Source organism: Pseudomonas sp. OG7, from assembly GCF_014192825.1.
GTDB lineage: Bacteria > Pseudomonadota > Gammaproteobacteria > Pseudomonadales > Pseudomonadaceae > Aquipseudomonas > Aquipseudomonas monteilii.
In genome coordinates this window covers 261,867-275,605 of record NZ_JACHYK010000010.1, presented here as the reverse complement: position 1 = coordinate 275,605, position 13,739 = coordinate 261,867, and the positions used below count along the sequence as shown (strand labels likewise).

The 13,739-nt window shown below is 65.6% G+C and carries 12 protein-coding genes; 9 read left to right on the top strand and 3 right to left on the bottom strand.

Annotation, left to right across the window (positions count from 1 at the left end):
- Positions 1-17: 17 nt before the first annotated feature.
- From FHW75_RS23775 to FHW75_RS23765, 3 genes are read left to right on the top strand one after another with little or no spacing between them, the layout of a single operon-like run.
- Entirely contained in the window at positions 18-1,355 is a 1,338-nt protein-coding gene (locus FHW75_RS23775) for a DUF1329 domain-containing protein (RefSeq protein ID WP_183674778.1), read from the top strand.
- Between the two features lie 12 nt (positions 1,356-1,367).
- Positions 1,368-1,757 carry a YidH family protein gene (locus tag FHW75_RS23770; RefSeq protein ID WP_025754096.1) on the top strand — a complete coding sequence of 130 codons (390 nt, stop codon included), beginning with the start codon at positions 1,368-1,370 and terminating at the stop codon, positions 1,755-1,757.
- Entirely contained in the window at positions 1,747-2,046 is a 300-nt protein-coding gene (locus FHW75_RS23765) for a DUF202 domain-containing protein (RefSeq protein WP_025754097.1), read from the top strand. The genes FHW75_RS23770 and FHW75_RS23765 overlap by 11 nt, the downstream gene beginning before the upstream one ends.
- Before the next feature lie 18 nt (positions 2,047-2,064).
- Here FHW75_RS23765 and FHW75_RS23760 read toward each other — a convergent pair whose 3' ends face one another.
- Positions 2,065-4,023 carry an alkyl/aryl-sulfatase gene (locus tag FHW75_RS23760; protein ID WP_183674775.1) on the bottom strand — a complete coding sequence of 653 codons (1,959 nt, stop codon included), beginning with the start codon at positions 4,021-4,023 and terminating at the stop codon, positions 2,065-2,067.
- Between the two features lie 102 nt (positions 4,024-4,125).
- Entirely contained in the window at positions 4,126-5,025 is a 900-nt protein-coding gene (locus FHW75_RS23755) for a LysR family transcriptional regulator (RefSeq protein WP_027609901.1), read from the bottom strand.
- 100 nt (positions 5,026-5,125) lie between these two features.
- On the opposite strand from FHW75_RS23755, the gene FHW75_RS23750 reads away from it, so the two are divergent.
- From FHW75_RS23750 to FHW75_RS23725, 6 genes are all read left to right on the top strand, one after another.
- Positions 5,126-6,364: a 3-hydroxyacyl-CoA dehydrogenase gene (locus tag FHW75_RS23750; RefSeq protein ID WP_183674772.1), complete on the top strand. Its 1,239-nt coding sequence runs from the start codon at positions 5,126-5,128 to the stop codon at positions 6,362-6,364.
- Entirely contained in the window at positions 6,361-8,148 is a 1,788-nt protein-coding gene (locus tag FHW75_RS23745; RefSeq protein WP_159266202.1) for an acyl-CoA dehydrogenase C-terminal domain-containing protein, read from the top strand. The genes FHW75_RS23750 and FHW75_RS23745 overlap by 4 nt, the downstream gene beginning before the upstream one ends.
- A gap of 43 nt (positions 8,149-8,191) precedes the next feature.
- A complete protein-coding gene (locus FHW75_RS23740; protein ID WP_027615631.1) occupies positions 8,192-9,355 on the top strand; it encodes an iron-containing alcohol dehydrogenase in 1,164 nt (387 codons plus the stop codon).
- Positions 9,356-9,357: 2 nt separating this feature from the next.
- Complete coding sequence (locus tag FHW75_RS23735) at positions 9,358-9,792, top strand: thioesterase family protein (RefSeq protein ID WP_019099161.1); 435 nt, start codon at positions 9,358-9,360, stop codon at positions 9,790-9,792.
- Positions 9,793-9,813: 21 nt separating this feature from the next.
- The gene (locus FHW75_RS23730; protein ID WP_027609905.1) at positions 9,814-10,998 is read left to right on the top strand and encodes an acetyl-CoA C-acyltransferase; all 1,185 of its coding nucleotides are present in this window, start codon (positions 9,814-9,816) and stop codon (positions 10,996-10,998) included.
- A 174-nt stretch (positions 10,999-11,172) separates the two neighbouring features.
- A complete protein-coding gene (locus FHW75_RS23725; RefSeq protein WP_019099831.1) occupies positions 11,173-13,026 on the top strand; it encodes a DUF1302 domain-containing protein in 1,854 nt (617 codons plus the stop codon).
- Positions 13,027-13,333: 307 nt separating this feature from the next.
- Here the strand turns inward: FHW75_RS23725 and FHW75_RS23720 are convergent, their stop codons facing one another.
- Entirely contained in the window at positions 13,334-13,687 is a 354-nt protein-coding gene (locus tag FHW75_RS23720; RefSeq protein ID WP_177325554.1) for an integrase core domain-containing protein, read from the bottom strand.
- Positions 13,688-13,739: the final 52 nt, after the last annotated feature.

The window sequence follows — 13,739 nt, the reverse complement described above, 5'->3', positions numbered from 1 at the left end:
ACAAGAGGCCAAGCCCGATGAAACCTGTCGCCCTGCTACGCAGCATCCTGCTCGTCACCGCCAGCCTGCTGGCAGCACACGTGGAAGCCAAGCCGCTGCTTCAAGACCTGACGCCGGTGGGGGCCGACCGCGGGCCCAGCGGCGACGGCCGCATTCCGACATGGAACGGTGGCCTGCAGGCGGGGCAGGTGTCGCTGGCAATCAATGGCACACCCCTGGACCCGTACGCCGATGAGCAGCCGCTGTATGTGATCACTGCCAGCAACTTCAGCCAGTACCGAGAGCAGCTGACGGCGGGGCAGGTGGCCTTGCTCCAGCGCTACCCGAAGTCGTTTCGTCTGCCGGTATACCCCTCGCACCGCAGTGTCGCGGTGCCAGCCCAAGTAGGCGAGTGGGCCCGGCACAATGCTACCAGTGCCCGGCTGGTCAATGACGGCAACGGTGTGGAGGGATTTGCCGGCGTGGTCGCATTCCCCAGGCCCGACAATGGCCTGCAGGTGCTGTGGAACCACCTCACCCGGCCACGCAACGGCAGCTACAGCCTGGCCTCGGACAGCATCACCCCGCGTGGTGATGGGCGCTTCATGATGATGAGCCTGCAACAGAACTTCGCCCGCCCCGACGTACTGGGAGATGGCCGGACGGGCAACGTGCTGTATTACCTGAGCTACCGCATGACCGCCCCCTCGCGCCTGGCGGGCGATGCCGTGGTGCTTCACGAAACTCTCGATCAGGTGGCGCAGCCGCGCCTTTCGTGGCTGTACAGCAGCAGTCAGCGGCGGGTACGGCGTGCCCCGGCGCTGGCCTATGACAGCATCACCCCGGGCACGGCGGGCCTGCGCACGGCCGACAGCCGCGACATGTTCAACGGGGCCCCGGATCTCTACCAGTGGACCCTGGTGGGCAAGAAGGCCTTGCACGTGCCCTACAACAGCTATCGCCTGGCGTCGCCCCTGCTAGGTTACTCCGCGCTGGTCGGGCCCGGCCACGTCAACCCGCAATCCACCCGCTACGAGCTGCACCGGGTGTGGGAGGTGGTGGGTACCCTCAAGCCTGGGGCGAAGCATATCTACGGCAGTCGCCGCTACTATCTTGACGAGGACAGCTGGGCCATCGTCGAGGCGGATTTCTTCGATCACCAGGGCAAGCTGTGGCGCACCGCCCAGGCCCACAGCTACTACCACGTCACCGGTCAGGCGTTGGTCAACGCCATGGAGGCGATCTACGACCTGCGCAGTGGCCGTTACCAGCTGTCGGGCCTGACCAACGAGCAGCCAAGGCCGTACGCTTTCGACGTGCGTACCAGTGCTTCCTACTTCTCACCCGGCGCATTGCGCAGCCAAGGCCTGCGTTGACACAGGGCTTCTATGAATTCCGATCACCGTCAAACCCTTTGGGAGCGCTGGTTGCTTGGGCAAGGCAAGGCGCCCGACCCGCGTTTCACCCTGGCCAATGAGCGTACGTTTCTGGCCTGGATCCGCACCGCCCTGGCCTTGCTCGGCGGCGCCATCGCCATTGAGACCTTCGCCGCCCATGCCTGGGATACGTCCGGGCGCCTGGCAATGGAGCTGGCGTTGCTGGCTACCAGCTTGCTGGTGAGCCTGGGCGCCGGCTGGCGCTGGTTGGCGGTGGAGCGTGCGCTGCGCCGCGAGGCGCCGCTGCCCTTGCCGCGCCTGGTGCCCCTGCTGAGCGTGGCGTGCGGGCTTGCCTGCGTGGCGCTGGTCGGCGTGCTATGGGCGCGTTGGCATGGCGGATAGCGCCGGCGACAGCGGGCTGCAGGCCGAACGTACGGTGCTGGCCTGGCGGCGCACGCAGGTGTCGTTGCTGTTGGTAGCGTGCCTTGCCTGGCGTGGCGAAATGTGGATTGTGGCCGGCCTGGCGGCGCTGTTGGCGCTGCTTGGCCGGGCGCGCGAACGCGGTGTGTACCGCCGTGGCCTGGGCATGCTGCACCACGAGCAGGGCCAGGCGGCCGCCTGGAGCGTGCTGCTCTGTGCCTTCGGGGTGGCGGGCCTGGTGCTGGGCGTGTGGTTGCGCCGCTCGCTTTAGGGCGGCGCTATTGGTGATTCAGGGTGTGACGATATTGAAGCGCCCATCCGGCTCGTCCAGGCCAGCCATGAAGCGCATGAACTTCATGCGCTCGCCACTGATATCGATATCACCTACGGTCGCTTCCTTGAGAAAGCCTGTCTGCTTCAGGGCGATGCGGTCCAGGGTAGCCTTGCTCATGTTCACCTCGACATCCGCCTGCCTATGGCGGGTGTGGTCGCGGTGAGTGAGCACACCGTTGCGCAGGGTCAGGGCGTAGTCTTCGTTCAGGTCGGTGAAGCGCCAGTTGATGGTCAGGTCCTGCTCGGCGGCCTTGGCGGCATCCACGCGTACGCCCAGGTAATCGAAGAACAGCGTCGGGGTCAGGGCGCGTACCAGGTCGTCCGCGCTGCCGCCTTTGCTGGCGGCCGGCGCCACACCATTGCGCAGCTCTTGCGCGCCGGTCAGGTACGCGTTGCGCCAGGTGGCGTTCTCGCTCTGGTAGCCCAATTGCTCCAGGGCGTCGGCCTGCAGCTCACGTGCCGCGCCGTTGTCGGGCTGGGCGAACACCAGGTGCCGGGTGAGTTCGGCAACCCAGCGGTAGTCGCCGCTGGCATAGGCCTCACGCGCCAGTGTCAGCACCCGCTCGGCGCCGCCCATGGCCTTGACGTAATGTGCCCCTGCCTCGCTCGGCGGCAAGGGGTTGAGAGTTGCCGGGTTGCCATCGTAAAAGCCCATGTAGCGCTGATACACCGCGCGCACGTTGTGGCTGAGCGAGCCGTAGTAGTCGCGGCTGTACCATTTGCTGGCCAGCCTTGGCGGCAACGTGGTCAGCTCGGCGGCGATCTCGGTGGGGCCGAGGCCGCGGTTGATCAGGCGCAGGGTCTGGCTGTCGATGAACGCGTACATGTCGCGCTGATCGGCCAGGTAGTCACGGATCGCCGCGCCGCCCCAGGTCGGCCAGTGATGCTGGGCGAACACCACTTCGGCCTGCTCGCCATAGCGCAACAGCGACTGGTCCAGGTAGTGCGCCCACACCTTGGCATCGCGCACCTGGGCGCCGCGCAGGGTCAGCACGTTGTGCTGCACGTGGGAGGCGTTCTCGGCCATGCACAGGGCCTTGAACTGGGGGAACCACAGGTTCATTTCAGCGGGCGCTTCGGTGCCAGGGGTGAGCTGGAACTCGATATCGATGCCGTCGATGCGCAGGGTCTCGAAGGGCTGTTCGATCAGCCGGGTGGGGGCGATCAGGCTTACCGTGGCATTGGCCGGCACACCCTTGCCCAGGCCGGCATCCACCTGGCCGCGTGGGCCGCGTGGCAGCGGCGCGCCGTACATGTATTGCGCCCGGCGCTTCATTGCCGGCCCGGCCAACACGTTCTCGCTGATGGCATGTTCGAAAAAGCCCTGCGGGGCGATGACCTGGACCTTGCCGGCCTTGACCTCGGCCTCGTCAATCACCCCACGCACCCCGCCGAAGTGATCGACGTGGGGGTGGGTATAGATCACCGCCACTACCGGCCGCTGCGGGCGATGACGGAAATACATCGCCAATCCGGCTCTGGCGGTTTCCACCGACAGCAGCGGGTCCATCACGATCAGGCCGTGCTCGCCTTCGATCAAGGTCATGTTGGCCAGGTCCAGGCCGCGCACCTGGTAGATGCGGTCGGTCACCTTGAACAACCCGGCAAGGGTGTTGAGCTGGGCGATGCGCCACAGGCTCGGGTTGACCGTGGCCGGTGCCTCACCCTTCAGGAAGGCGTAGCGCTGCAGGTCCCAGACGGTTTTACCGTCGGCATTGACCACAGCCTTGTCGACGGCCTCGAGCAGCCCGCGGCGCGCATTGTCGAAGTCGCTGCGGTCAGCGAAGGGCAGGCGCTGCAACCATTGCTGATTGATCTGGCGGGTGAGGTCGGTGGCATCCTTGGCCGGCCCGTCGGCCAGCGCCGCGAAGGGCAGGGCCAGGGCCAGCAGGCAAGGCAGTGTGCGTAGGCGCATGGAGGTGGTCCTTGTTGTTCTGAGGGCGAATACTCTAAGGACAGAGCTTGCCGCCGAACCAATACCACTCTTGCATGGCTACCCATGCCGGTACGCGATGGCTTAGCCGGCGCCAATGTCCATGATGCGCGCCACCAGCCACGCCAGTGCCGGGTCGTGCTGGCGATGGGCAAGGTAGACCAGCTCCAGCTGGAACGGCTCCAGGGCGAACGGCAGGTCGAATACCTGCAATGGCAGCAGCGTGGCGAAATGGCGGGCCAGTGCGGTGGGCAGCACCACGCACAGATCGGAGCTAGCCGCCAGGTGTGCCGCCTGCAGGTAGTTGGGCGTGGTGTAGGCAATGCGCCGAGCCAGGCCCTGTTCGGCCAGCCATTGGTCGACCATGCCGCGGGTCTGGCCGCCGTGCACCCACAAGTGGCGAAGGCCGAGGAAGGCCTGCAGGTCGAGCGCGCCGTCCACTTCGGGGTGGCCCTGGCGTACCGCCACGTGCAGGGTTTCGCTGCGCCAGTGGCGCCGCTCGTAGCGCGCGGGTACGTCATCGAAACGCCCCAGCACCAGGTCGAGTTCGCCTCGGTCCAGCGCTTCGGCCGGCAGGTTGGGCGTCAGGTGCAGCACGTCCACGCGCAGATGGGGGGCCTCTGTTTGCAGGGTGTTCAGCAACCTGGGCATGCATAGCTGTTCGGCAAAGTCGGTGAGGGCGATTCGCAGCTGCCGGTGGCTCAGGCGCGGATCGAAGCTGTCGCCGGCGCCAAGGGTCTGCTCGATCTGTTGCAGCGCCGCACGAATCGGGCCTTCCAGGGCCAAGGCACGCGGGGTGGGGCGCATGCGCCGGCCCACGCGCACCAGCAACGGGTCGCCCAGCAGGTCGCGCAGGCGCGCCAGGGCATTGCTCACCGTCGGCTGGGTCAGCGACAAGCGCTCGGCGGCGCGGGAGACGTTCTGTTCACGCAGCAGCATGTCCAGAACGCGCAGCAGGTTGAGGTCGAAGTTTGCGATATTCATGCAAAAAATACATGGGATGGAAAATGAGAATTTCAAAAATAGTAGGCGCCTGACTAGGGTGAGGGCAATGCCTTCATACCTCGAATCAGGAGCGTCACCGGTGATTACTCCCTATAACGTTCAGCAGACGGCGGTGATCGGCGCCGGCACCATGGGCCGCGGTATCGTCATCAGCCTGGCCCGTGCAGGTTTTGGGGTACTGTGGCTGGACAACGATCCCAGCGCCACCGAAGCCGGCCTGGCGATGATTGCGCAAACCTGGGCACAGCAGGTGGCCAAGGGCAGCATCGACAAGGCCGAGGCCGATGCTTGCCTGGCGCGGGTGCGCCAGGTGACGGCCTATGCCGACCTTGCCGAAGTCGACCTGGTGATTGAAGCGGTGTACGAGAACCTGGCGCTCAAGCAGGACATTTTCCGCACCCTGGACAGCACGCTCCAGGCGCACGCCATCCTGGCCAGCAACACCTCGGCCCTGGACATCGACGCCATCGCTGCCGTGACCCGTCGGCCCGAACAGGTGCTGGGGCTGCATTTCTTCAGCCCGGCCCATGTGATGAAGCTGTTGGAAGTCGTGCGGGGCGCTCGTACCTCACCTGCGGTGCTCCATGCAGCCCAGGCCCTCGGGCAGCGCATGGGCAAGCAAGTGGTGGTGGCTGGCAACTGCCCGGGCTTCATCGGCAACCGCATGCTCGCCACCTATGTGGCCGAGGCGCGCAAGCTGCTGCTGGAAGGTGCCACGCCGCGGCAAGTGGATGAGGCGCTGCAGGCATTCGGCATGGCCATGGGCCCGTTGCGCATGTATGACGTGGTGGGCATCGACCTGGAATGGCGCGCGCGTCAGCTGGCCGGCAAGGGCATGGATGCGCCGCTGGTGCAGGTCGACAATGCCCTGTGCGCGCTGGGGCGGTTCGGGCAGAAAACGGGCCAGGGTTACTACCGTTATGCGCCCGGCAGCCGCGAAGCGCTGCACGACCCCGAGGTCGATGCGCTGGTGCTGAAGATCGCCCAGGACCTTGGGGTGCACCGGCGCGTCATCGACGACGAGGAAATCCGAGAGCGCTGCCTGCTGGCGCTGGTCAACGAAGGGGCGAAGATTCTCGAGGCGTCGATGGCCAGCTGCAGCGCTGATATCGACCGGGTCTACCTGTATGGCTATGGTTTCCCGGCAGAGGTCGGCGGCCCCATGCGCTGGGCCGACCAGCAGGGGCTGGGCTTGGTGCTGGCGAGGCTGGAACGGCTGCAGGGCCTGTTCGGCGAGCACTGGCGCCCGGCCGGGCTGCTGATGCGCCTGGTGGCCGAAGGCAAGCAGCTGGCCGATGTCCGCGAGGGCCGCGCATGAACTACCGAGCCCCCCTGCGTGACATGCACTTCGTGCTGCACGAACTGTTCGATGTGACGGCGCACTGTGCCCGCCTGGGCAACGAGCTGGACCGCGAAACCCTCGATGGCATTCTTGAACAGGGTGCACGCTTTGCCGGGGAGGTGGTTGCGCCGCTCAACCGCCCAGGCGATGAGCAGGGTTGCCGCCTGGAGGAAGGCCGCGTGCGTACCCCCGATGGCTTCCGCCACGCTTACCAGCAGTATGTGGAGCAGGGCTGGGGGGGGATGACCGGCCCACTGGAATACGATGGCCAGGGCCTGCCACAAATGGTCGCGGCCTGTTTTCACGAGATGCTGATGGGCGCGTCGCTGTCGTTTCGTATCTATTCCGGCCTGACCGAGGGTGCCGTGCTGGCCTTGCATCGGCATGGCAGCGCTGCGCTCAAGTGCGATTACCTGGGCAAGCTGGTCAGCGGCGAATGGGCCGGCACCATGTGCCTGACCGAGCCCCAGGCCGGCACCGACCTGGCGCTGCTGCGCACCCGTGCCGAGCCGCAGGGCGATGGCAGCTACCGCATCCGCGGCAGCAAGATCTTCATCAGCGGCGGCGACCAGGACCTGACCGACAACATCGTCCACCTGGTGCTGGCGCGCCTGCCGGATGCGCCGGCCGGTGTGCGTGGCATCAGCCTGTTCCTGGTGCCCAAGTTCGAATGTACCGAGGGCGGTGGGATCGGAGCGCGCAACGCGGTCGAATGCGGCGCGCTCGAGCACAAGATGGGCATCAAGGGCGCGGCGACCTGCGTGATGAATTTCGATGGCGCCCGTGGCTGGCTGATCGGGGAGGCCAATCAGGGGTTGGCCTGCATGTTCACCATGATGAACGATGCGCGCTTCCAGGTTGGTTTGCAGGGGCTGGGCATCGCCGAGGCGGCCTTCCAGGGTGGCCTGGCCTATGCCCGCGAGCGCCTGCAGTCGCGCAGCCTGGCAGGCGCGGTGGCGCCCGAGCGCAATGCCGACCCGATAATCTGCCACCCTGACGTGCGGCGCATGCTGCTGACCCAGAAGACCCTCAGCGAGGGCTGCCGCATGCTGGCGGCTTTCGCGGCGCAAGCGCTGGACCTGGAGCACGGCGCCGCGCAGCCTGAAGTGCAGGCGGCCGCCGGGCGCCGGGCTGCATTGCTGATACCGATCGTCAAAGCCTTCCTCACCGACGTCGGCCAGGAGGCCGCCAGCCTGGGCGTGCAGCTTCACGGTGGGCATGGCTACATCCGCGAATGGGGCATGGAGCAACTGATGCGCGACAGCCGTATCACGCAGTTGTATGAGGGCACCAACGGCATTCAGGCGCTAGACCTGATTCGCCGCAAGGTGCTTGGCGACGGTGGTGAACAGCTACGCCTGCTGATCGATGAGCTGATGGAAGCGGCACGCAACTGCCGCGTCGACGCGCTGGCCGGGATGGCCCAGGCGGTCACGCAGCGTCTGCAGGAGTGGCGAAGCTTGAGCGACGAGGTGCTCGACGCCTGCCGCTGCGACCCGCAGGAGATTGGCGCCGTGTCGGTGGATTTTCTCGCCTATTCGGGCTACGTGCTGCTGGCCGCACTGTGGCTCCGCGCTGCCGAAACCGCCAGCGCGGCCTTGGCCGCAGGCAGCCTGGACAGCGCCTTCTATCAGGCCAAGTTGCAAGCCGCAGCCTTCTATTGGCGGCGGGTATTGCCGCGCGCGAGTGCCCACTGCGAGGCGTTGCGCGGCGGCGCACAGTGCCTGATGAGCCTGGATGAAGCGCACTTCGCCTTTTGACCTGGCACCGTTGTTCACCCACAAGAACAAGAGGAACATGAGCATGCAGCCCTTCAGTTTTGCCACCACCCCCCATCTGCTGTGCGAACCCGGCGCCGCCGGGCGCCTGGCGCAGCTGTGCCAGCAACGCGGCGTGCGCCGTGTGCTGATCGTGACCGACCCGGGTATCGTCAACCTGGGTATGCTTGATGACTTGCTGCCTGGGTTCACCCAGGCGCACCTGAGCGTGGCAATCTTCAGCGAGGTCAGCGCCGACCCCAGCCACGCCTGCGTGCTGGCGGCGGTGGGCCGGGCGCGGCATATCGGCGCTGAGCTGATCGTCGGTTTCGGTGGCGGCAGCTCCATGGATGTCGCCAAGCTGGTGGCGCTGCTGGCACACCCCACCTGTGACCAGACCCTGGAGGCGGTCTATGGCATCGACCAGGCCAAGGGCCAGCGCCTGCCGCTGATCCAGGTGCCAACCACCGCCGGGACCGGGTCGGAGGTCACCCCCGTCGCCGTGATCACTACCGGCGACGCGGCCAAGATGGCGGTGATCTCACCGCTGCTGCTGCCCGACCTGGCGCTGCTCGATGCGGAGCGTACGCTGGGCCTGCCACCGGCGATCACCGCGGCCACGGGTATCGATGCCATGGTCCATGCCATCGAAGCCACCACCAGCCAGTTCAAGCGTAACCCGCTGTCCAGCCTGTTGGCCCGCGAAGCGCTGGCGTTGCTGGCCGGCAACCTCGACCAGGCGGTGCACAACGGCGGCAATCTGGCCGCGCGCCAGGCCATGCTGCTGGGCGCCTGCCTGGCTGGGCAGGCGTTTGCCAACGCACCGGTGGCGGCGGTGCATGCCCTGGCCTACCCGTTGGGGGCGCGTTATCACGTGCCGCATGGGCTGGCCAACGCCCTGGTGTTGCCCCACGTGATGCGCTTCAACCGTCGCGAGGCGTTCGCCGACTATGCGGCGCTGGCCCCGGCACTGCTGGGCGAGCGGCTGGTCCCTGGTGATTCCCATGAGCTGTGCAACCAGTTCATCGATGAGCTGGCGCAACTGGCGCCACGCTGCGGCCTGCCCAGCCGGCTACGTGATGTCGGCGTACCGCGGCACAGCTTGCCGCTGTTGGCCGAGGACGCCCTGCAACAGCAACGGTTGCTGGTCAACAACCCGCGCAAGGTCACCCTTGACGACGCCCTGGCGCTCTACCAGGCGGCGTTCTGAACATGGCCAGGGAACGTCCGCTGCGCGGCGCCTACCGTCATTTCCAACCGATCACCACGCGCTGGCACGACAACGACGTGTATGGGCATGTGAACAATGTCGTCTATTACGGGTTTTTCGACAGTGCCGTGAACAGCTGGCTGATCGAGCACGCCGACCTGGATATCCACCATGACCCGGTGGTGGCCTATGTGGCCGGGTCCGCCTGCGACTACTTCGCTGCCATTGCTTTCCCTCAACGCATCGAGGTGGGCATCGCTGTCGAGCGGTTGGGCAACAGTTCGGTGCACTACGCCCTGGCCGTGTTCGTCGAGGGCGAGCCCGAGGCCTGCGCAGCCGGCCGTTTCACCCATGTGTTCGTCGATCGCCGGGACAACCGCCCGGTCACTATTCCCGCCAAACTGCGCAGCGCCTACGAACGCCTGCTGCCGGTGTAATTGCCCAAGGAGAGCCGTTTCATGCAAGACGCTGTCATCGTATCCACCGCGCGCACGCCCATCGCCAAGGCCTGGCGCGGCGCGTTCAACGACCTCACCACGCCCAGCATGAGCGCCATTGCCATCCGCGCCGCCGTCGAGCGCGCCGGCGTGGAGCCTGGCGAAATCGAGGACCTGGTGCTGGGCACCGCCATGCAGAGCGGGACCGCCGCCATCAACCCGGCGCGCTTGTCGGCCCTGGCGGCCGGCCTGCCGCTGTCGGTGGCCGGGCAGACCATCGACCGCCAATGCGCCTCGGGGCTGATGGCCATCGCCATCGGTGCCCAGCAGATCCGCGGCGAGGGCATGCAGGTGGTGATCGGGGCCGGGCAGGAGCAGATCAGCCTGGTGCAACAGGCGCACATGCAGGCCGCCAATGCCGCCCAGGACGCCACGGTGCGGCGCCTGTGCGAGCACGCCTACATGCCAATGCTGCACACGGCCGAGCACGTCGCCAAACGTTATGGCATCGATCGCCACACCCAGGACCGTTACGCCTTGGCGTCGCAGCAGCGAACGGCGGCCGCGCAGGAGGCCGGCCTGTTCGCTGATGAAATCGTGCCGGTCACCACGCAGCGCAAGGTCGTCGACAAGGCCACAGGCATCCAGTCCTACGAACGCGTGCACCTGAGCCAGGACGAAGGTAACCGCCCGCATACCCGGCTGGCGGACCTCGAGGCATTGCAACCGGTGATCGAGGGCGGTTGCGTGACCGCAGGCAACGCCAGTCAGTTGTCCGATGGCGCCAGCGCCTGTGTGCTGATGAGTGGGGCACGGGCGGCACGCGTGGGCTGTCAACCGCTGGGGCTGTACCGGGGCATGGCGGTGGTCGGCCTGGCCCCGGAGGAAATGGGCATCGGCCCGGTGCTGGCGATACCACGCCTGTTGGCGCGCCACGCGCTGCGGGTTGAGGACATCGGCTTGTGGGAGATCAACGAGGCGTTCGCCTGCCAGGTGCTCTATTGCGCCGAATACCTGGGCATCGACCCGGCGCGGCTCAACGTCAACGGTGGTGCCATTGCCATCGGCCACCCCTATGGCATGAGCGGTGCGCGCATGGTTGGGCACGCCCTGCTCGAAGGCCGCCGGCGCAAGGTGCGCTATGTGGTGGTAAGCATGTGCGTCGGCGGTGGCATGGGCGCGGCGGGCTTGTTCGAGGTGCTCTGAGCCACCGCCATCGGGCCATAACGAACCGGCATGGCATTGATCCGAAGACGCTATTTGTGGGCGTCGTCAACCCTACCTGATACTTCTCGTCACCGACACCGCCGGCCTGGGCGGCCGGCGCGTCCGCGCTGAACCCATCATTTCGCTCTCTAATAAAACAACAAGAGGTTAAGAGTGAGCGCAACCTTTCTATTCTGCCGGCGCCGGGCGCCGCTGGCGGCCCTGTGCTGCCTGCTCGCTACCCCGGTGGCGGGCGTTCAATTCGACGTTGGCTCGCTGCAAGGGCGCTTCGACACGGCCTTGTCGTTCAGTACTGCCGTCAGCACTGCCAACCCCGACAAACAGCAGTTACAGACTGCCAACGGTAACGACGGGCGGCGCAACTACCGCGCGGGTGATGTGTTTTCGGCTCTCCTTAAAGGCACCCACGATCTGGAATTGCGCCGCGATAATGTCGGTGTATTCCTGCGTGGCACTTACTGGTATGACACCGCGCAGCGCGACCATAACCAGCGGGCAGTCGACATCGACGACCGCAACCGCCAGGTCTCGGCGAAAACAGCCGGAGCGGAGCTGCTCGATGCGTTTGCATACGCCCTTTACGACATCGACGGTGAGCCTGGTTCGCTGCGCCTGGGCAAACAGGTAGTCAATTGGGGGGAAAGCCTGTTCATCCAGGGCGGGCTGAATGTGGTCAACCCCTTCAACCAAGCCGCGCTGCGCCGGCCCGGTTCAGAGGTGAAAGACGCCCTGGCGCCGGTCAACCTGGTGTATGTCACGCAAAACCTCAACCAGGCCCTGTCTTTCGACGCCTTTTACCAGCTGGACTGGGAACAGACCCGACTGGACAACTGCGCAACGTTCTTCTCCGGCAACGACTTCATGCCCGAGGGTTGCCAGGGCCTGGATGTCGGCGGGCAGATGGTGACCAACCCCGCCGTTTCGCAGGCCCTTGCACCATTCGGTGTGACGCTGACGGAGGAGGGCGTGCGCGTGCCTCGCGGCGCCGACCAGGATGCGCGCAATGCTGGCCAATGGGGTTTTTCGCTGCACTGGTATGTTGAGCCACTGGATACCGAGTTCGGCCTGTTCGCCGCCAATTACCACAGCCGCTCTCCCTACCTGGGCACGGTCAGCAGCCGGTACTACGCCAATACGGGCTTCGCCAGGGAGCTGTGCGCCAATGTCGGTGTGGCACTGGGCAACTGCGGCGCCTTTCTGGCATCCAGCAACGGGCAGACCCTGGCCGGCGCGCTGCGCATGGGCACTTCGCAGTACCGGGCGCAATACCCCGAAGACATCCGCCTGTACGGCCTCACCTTCGCCACCACCCTGCGCAGCGGCGCTGCTGTGCAAGGGGAAGTGAGTTACCGGCCGAACATGCCGGTGCAGCTCAATGGCAATGATCTGTTGCAGTCATTGCTCAATGCGCCCGGACGCAGCCCGCTGAACGTCGATGGCCTGCGTCCTGCAACAGACGAAACGCCATTCGATGGTTACCGGCGCAAGGAGGTGAGCCAGGCCCAGGTATCGGTCGTGCAGGCGTTCAGCCAAGTCATGGGCGCCCACCAGCTGCTGCTGATGGGCGAGGTGGGCGCCACCTATGTGGGCGGGCTGGAGGGACGTTTCGGGGCGCGTTATGGGCGCTCCGGTGCCTATGGCAACGGCGAACTGGCCGACAACGACCTGTGCCTGGCGATCTCGAAAAGCCCGGGTGACTGCAACGGCGAAGGTTTTGTAACGCCCTTTTCCTGGGGGTACCGCCTGCGCGCGACCTGGAGCTACCCCAACCTGATCCAAGGCATGGACATTCGCCCAGGCCTGGCCTGGGCCCATGACGTCAAGGGTTACTCACCAGCGGACAGCTCGGCCTTCAACGAAGGCTCTCGCTCGATCAGCCTGGGCGTGGACGTCAGCCTGGCCAGCCAGTACTGGGCCAGCCTGGCCTATACCGATTACCTCGACGGCGACTACGGCACCCGCGGTGACCGCGATTATGTGGCGTTCAGCGTGGGCGCCAACTTCTAAGGCAACCAAGGAGCAGGACCATGGCCAAGCGCAGCATGCAGAAACCCAATTCAGGTACGCCTCGACCGGACTCAGCTTACTCAAAGATGGTGTCTTGTACTCACGGCCAATGTTCTGCTGATCTCCTTTGGAAGACCCCAGATAGAACTTGTTCCCGACGTACCGCTCCGCATGCGTGTTCTCGATCGTGAGCCTGGCCAGCTCATCTCCGCGGAACCCCCTCCAAAAACCAATGGTGAGCAGAGCGATGTCGCGGGTCGACTTGAGGAGGGCGGCCATGTTGCCGGCCGCTCTTGCTTGAGCAGCCTCACATTCGAGGTGCGCCACTGCTTTTTCGAGATGCAGCAGTGCTAAAGGGGCCGCTTGTTTCTGCTGCATGGGGTGTAGCGCCCGGATATCTTTGGGCCTGTCCTGTGGCAGCGGACGCCAAGAAGCTGGTTACTGAGCCAACTGCCTTACGCCTTTTGCGTATTCGTTTCGGTGAACGATAGCCCAGTGCCGAATGCAGCCGACTGCTGTTGTAAAACCCATGGAAGTAGCTGGCAATTGCCAGGTGAGCCTGTTTCTTGGTGGGGTAGACCGTGCAGGCTTCCTCCCTCTTCAATGTAGCGAAGAAGCTTTCAGCTACAGCGTTATCCCAGCAGTTTCCTCTCCGGCTCATGCTCTGCGCGAAGCCCTTCTTGGCCAAAGCGAAACGAAATTTGCTGCTCGCG

Excerpts from the sequence above, each read along its gene's own strand:
- FHW75_RS23775 (WP_183674778.1), top strand. The coding sequence starts at position 18 with ATGAAACCTGTCGCCCTGCTACGCAGCATCCTGCTCGTCACCGCCAGC.
- FHW75_RS23770 (WP_025754096.1), top strand. The coding sequence starts at position 1,368 with ATGAATTCCGATCACCGTCAAACCCTTTGGGAGCGCTGGTTGCTTGGG.
- FHW75_RS23765 (WP_025754097.1), top strand. The coding sequence starts at position 1,747 with ATGGCGGATAGCGCCGGCGACAGCGGGCTGCAGGCCGAACGTACGGTG.
- FHW75_RS23760 (WP_183674775.1), bottom strand. The coding sequence starts at position 4,023 with ATGCGCCTACGCACACTGCCTTGCCTGCTGGCCCTGGCCCTGCCCTTC.
- FHW75_RS23755 (WP_027609901.1), bottom strand. The coding sequence starts at position 5,025 with ATGAATATCGCAAACTTCGACCTCAACCTGCTGCGCGTTCTGGACATG.
- FHW75_RS23745 (WP_159266202.1), top strand. The coding sequence starts at position 6,361 with ATGAACTACCGAGCCCCCCTGCGTGACATGCACTTCGTGCTGCACGAA.
- FHW75_RS23740 (WP_027615631.1), top strand. The coding sequence starts at position 8,192 with ATGCAGCCCTTCAGTTTTGCCACCACCCCCCATCTGCTGTGCGAACCC.
- FHW75_RS23735 (WP_019099161.1), top strand. The coding sequence starts at position 9,358 with ATGGCCAGGGAACGTCCGCTGCGCGGCGCCTACCGTCATTTCCAACCG.
- FHW75_RS23730 (WP_027609905.1), top strand. The coding sequence starts at position 9,814 with ATGCAAGACGCTGTCATCGTATCCACCGCGCGCACGCCCATCGCCAAG.
- FHW75_RS23720 (WP_177325554.1), bottom strand. The coding sequence starts at position 13,687 with ATGAGCCGGAGAGGAAACTGCTGGGATAACGCTGTAGCTGAAAGCTTC.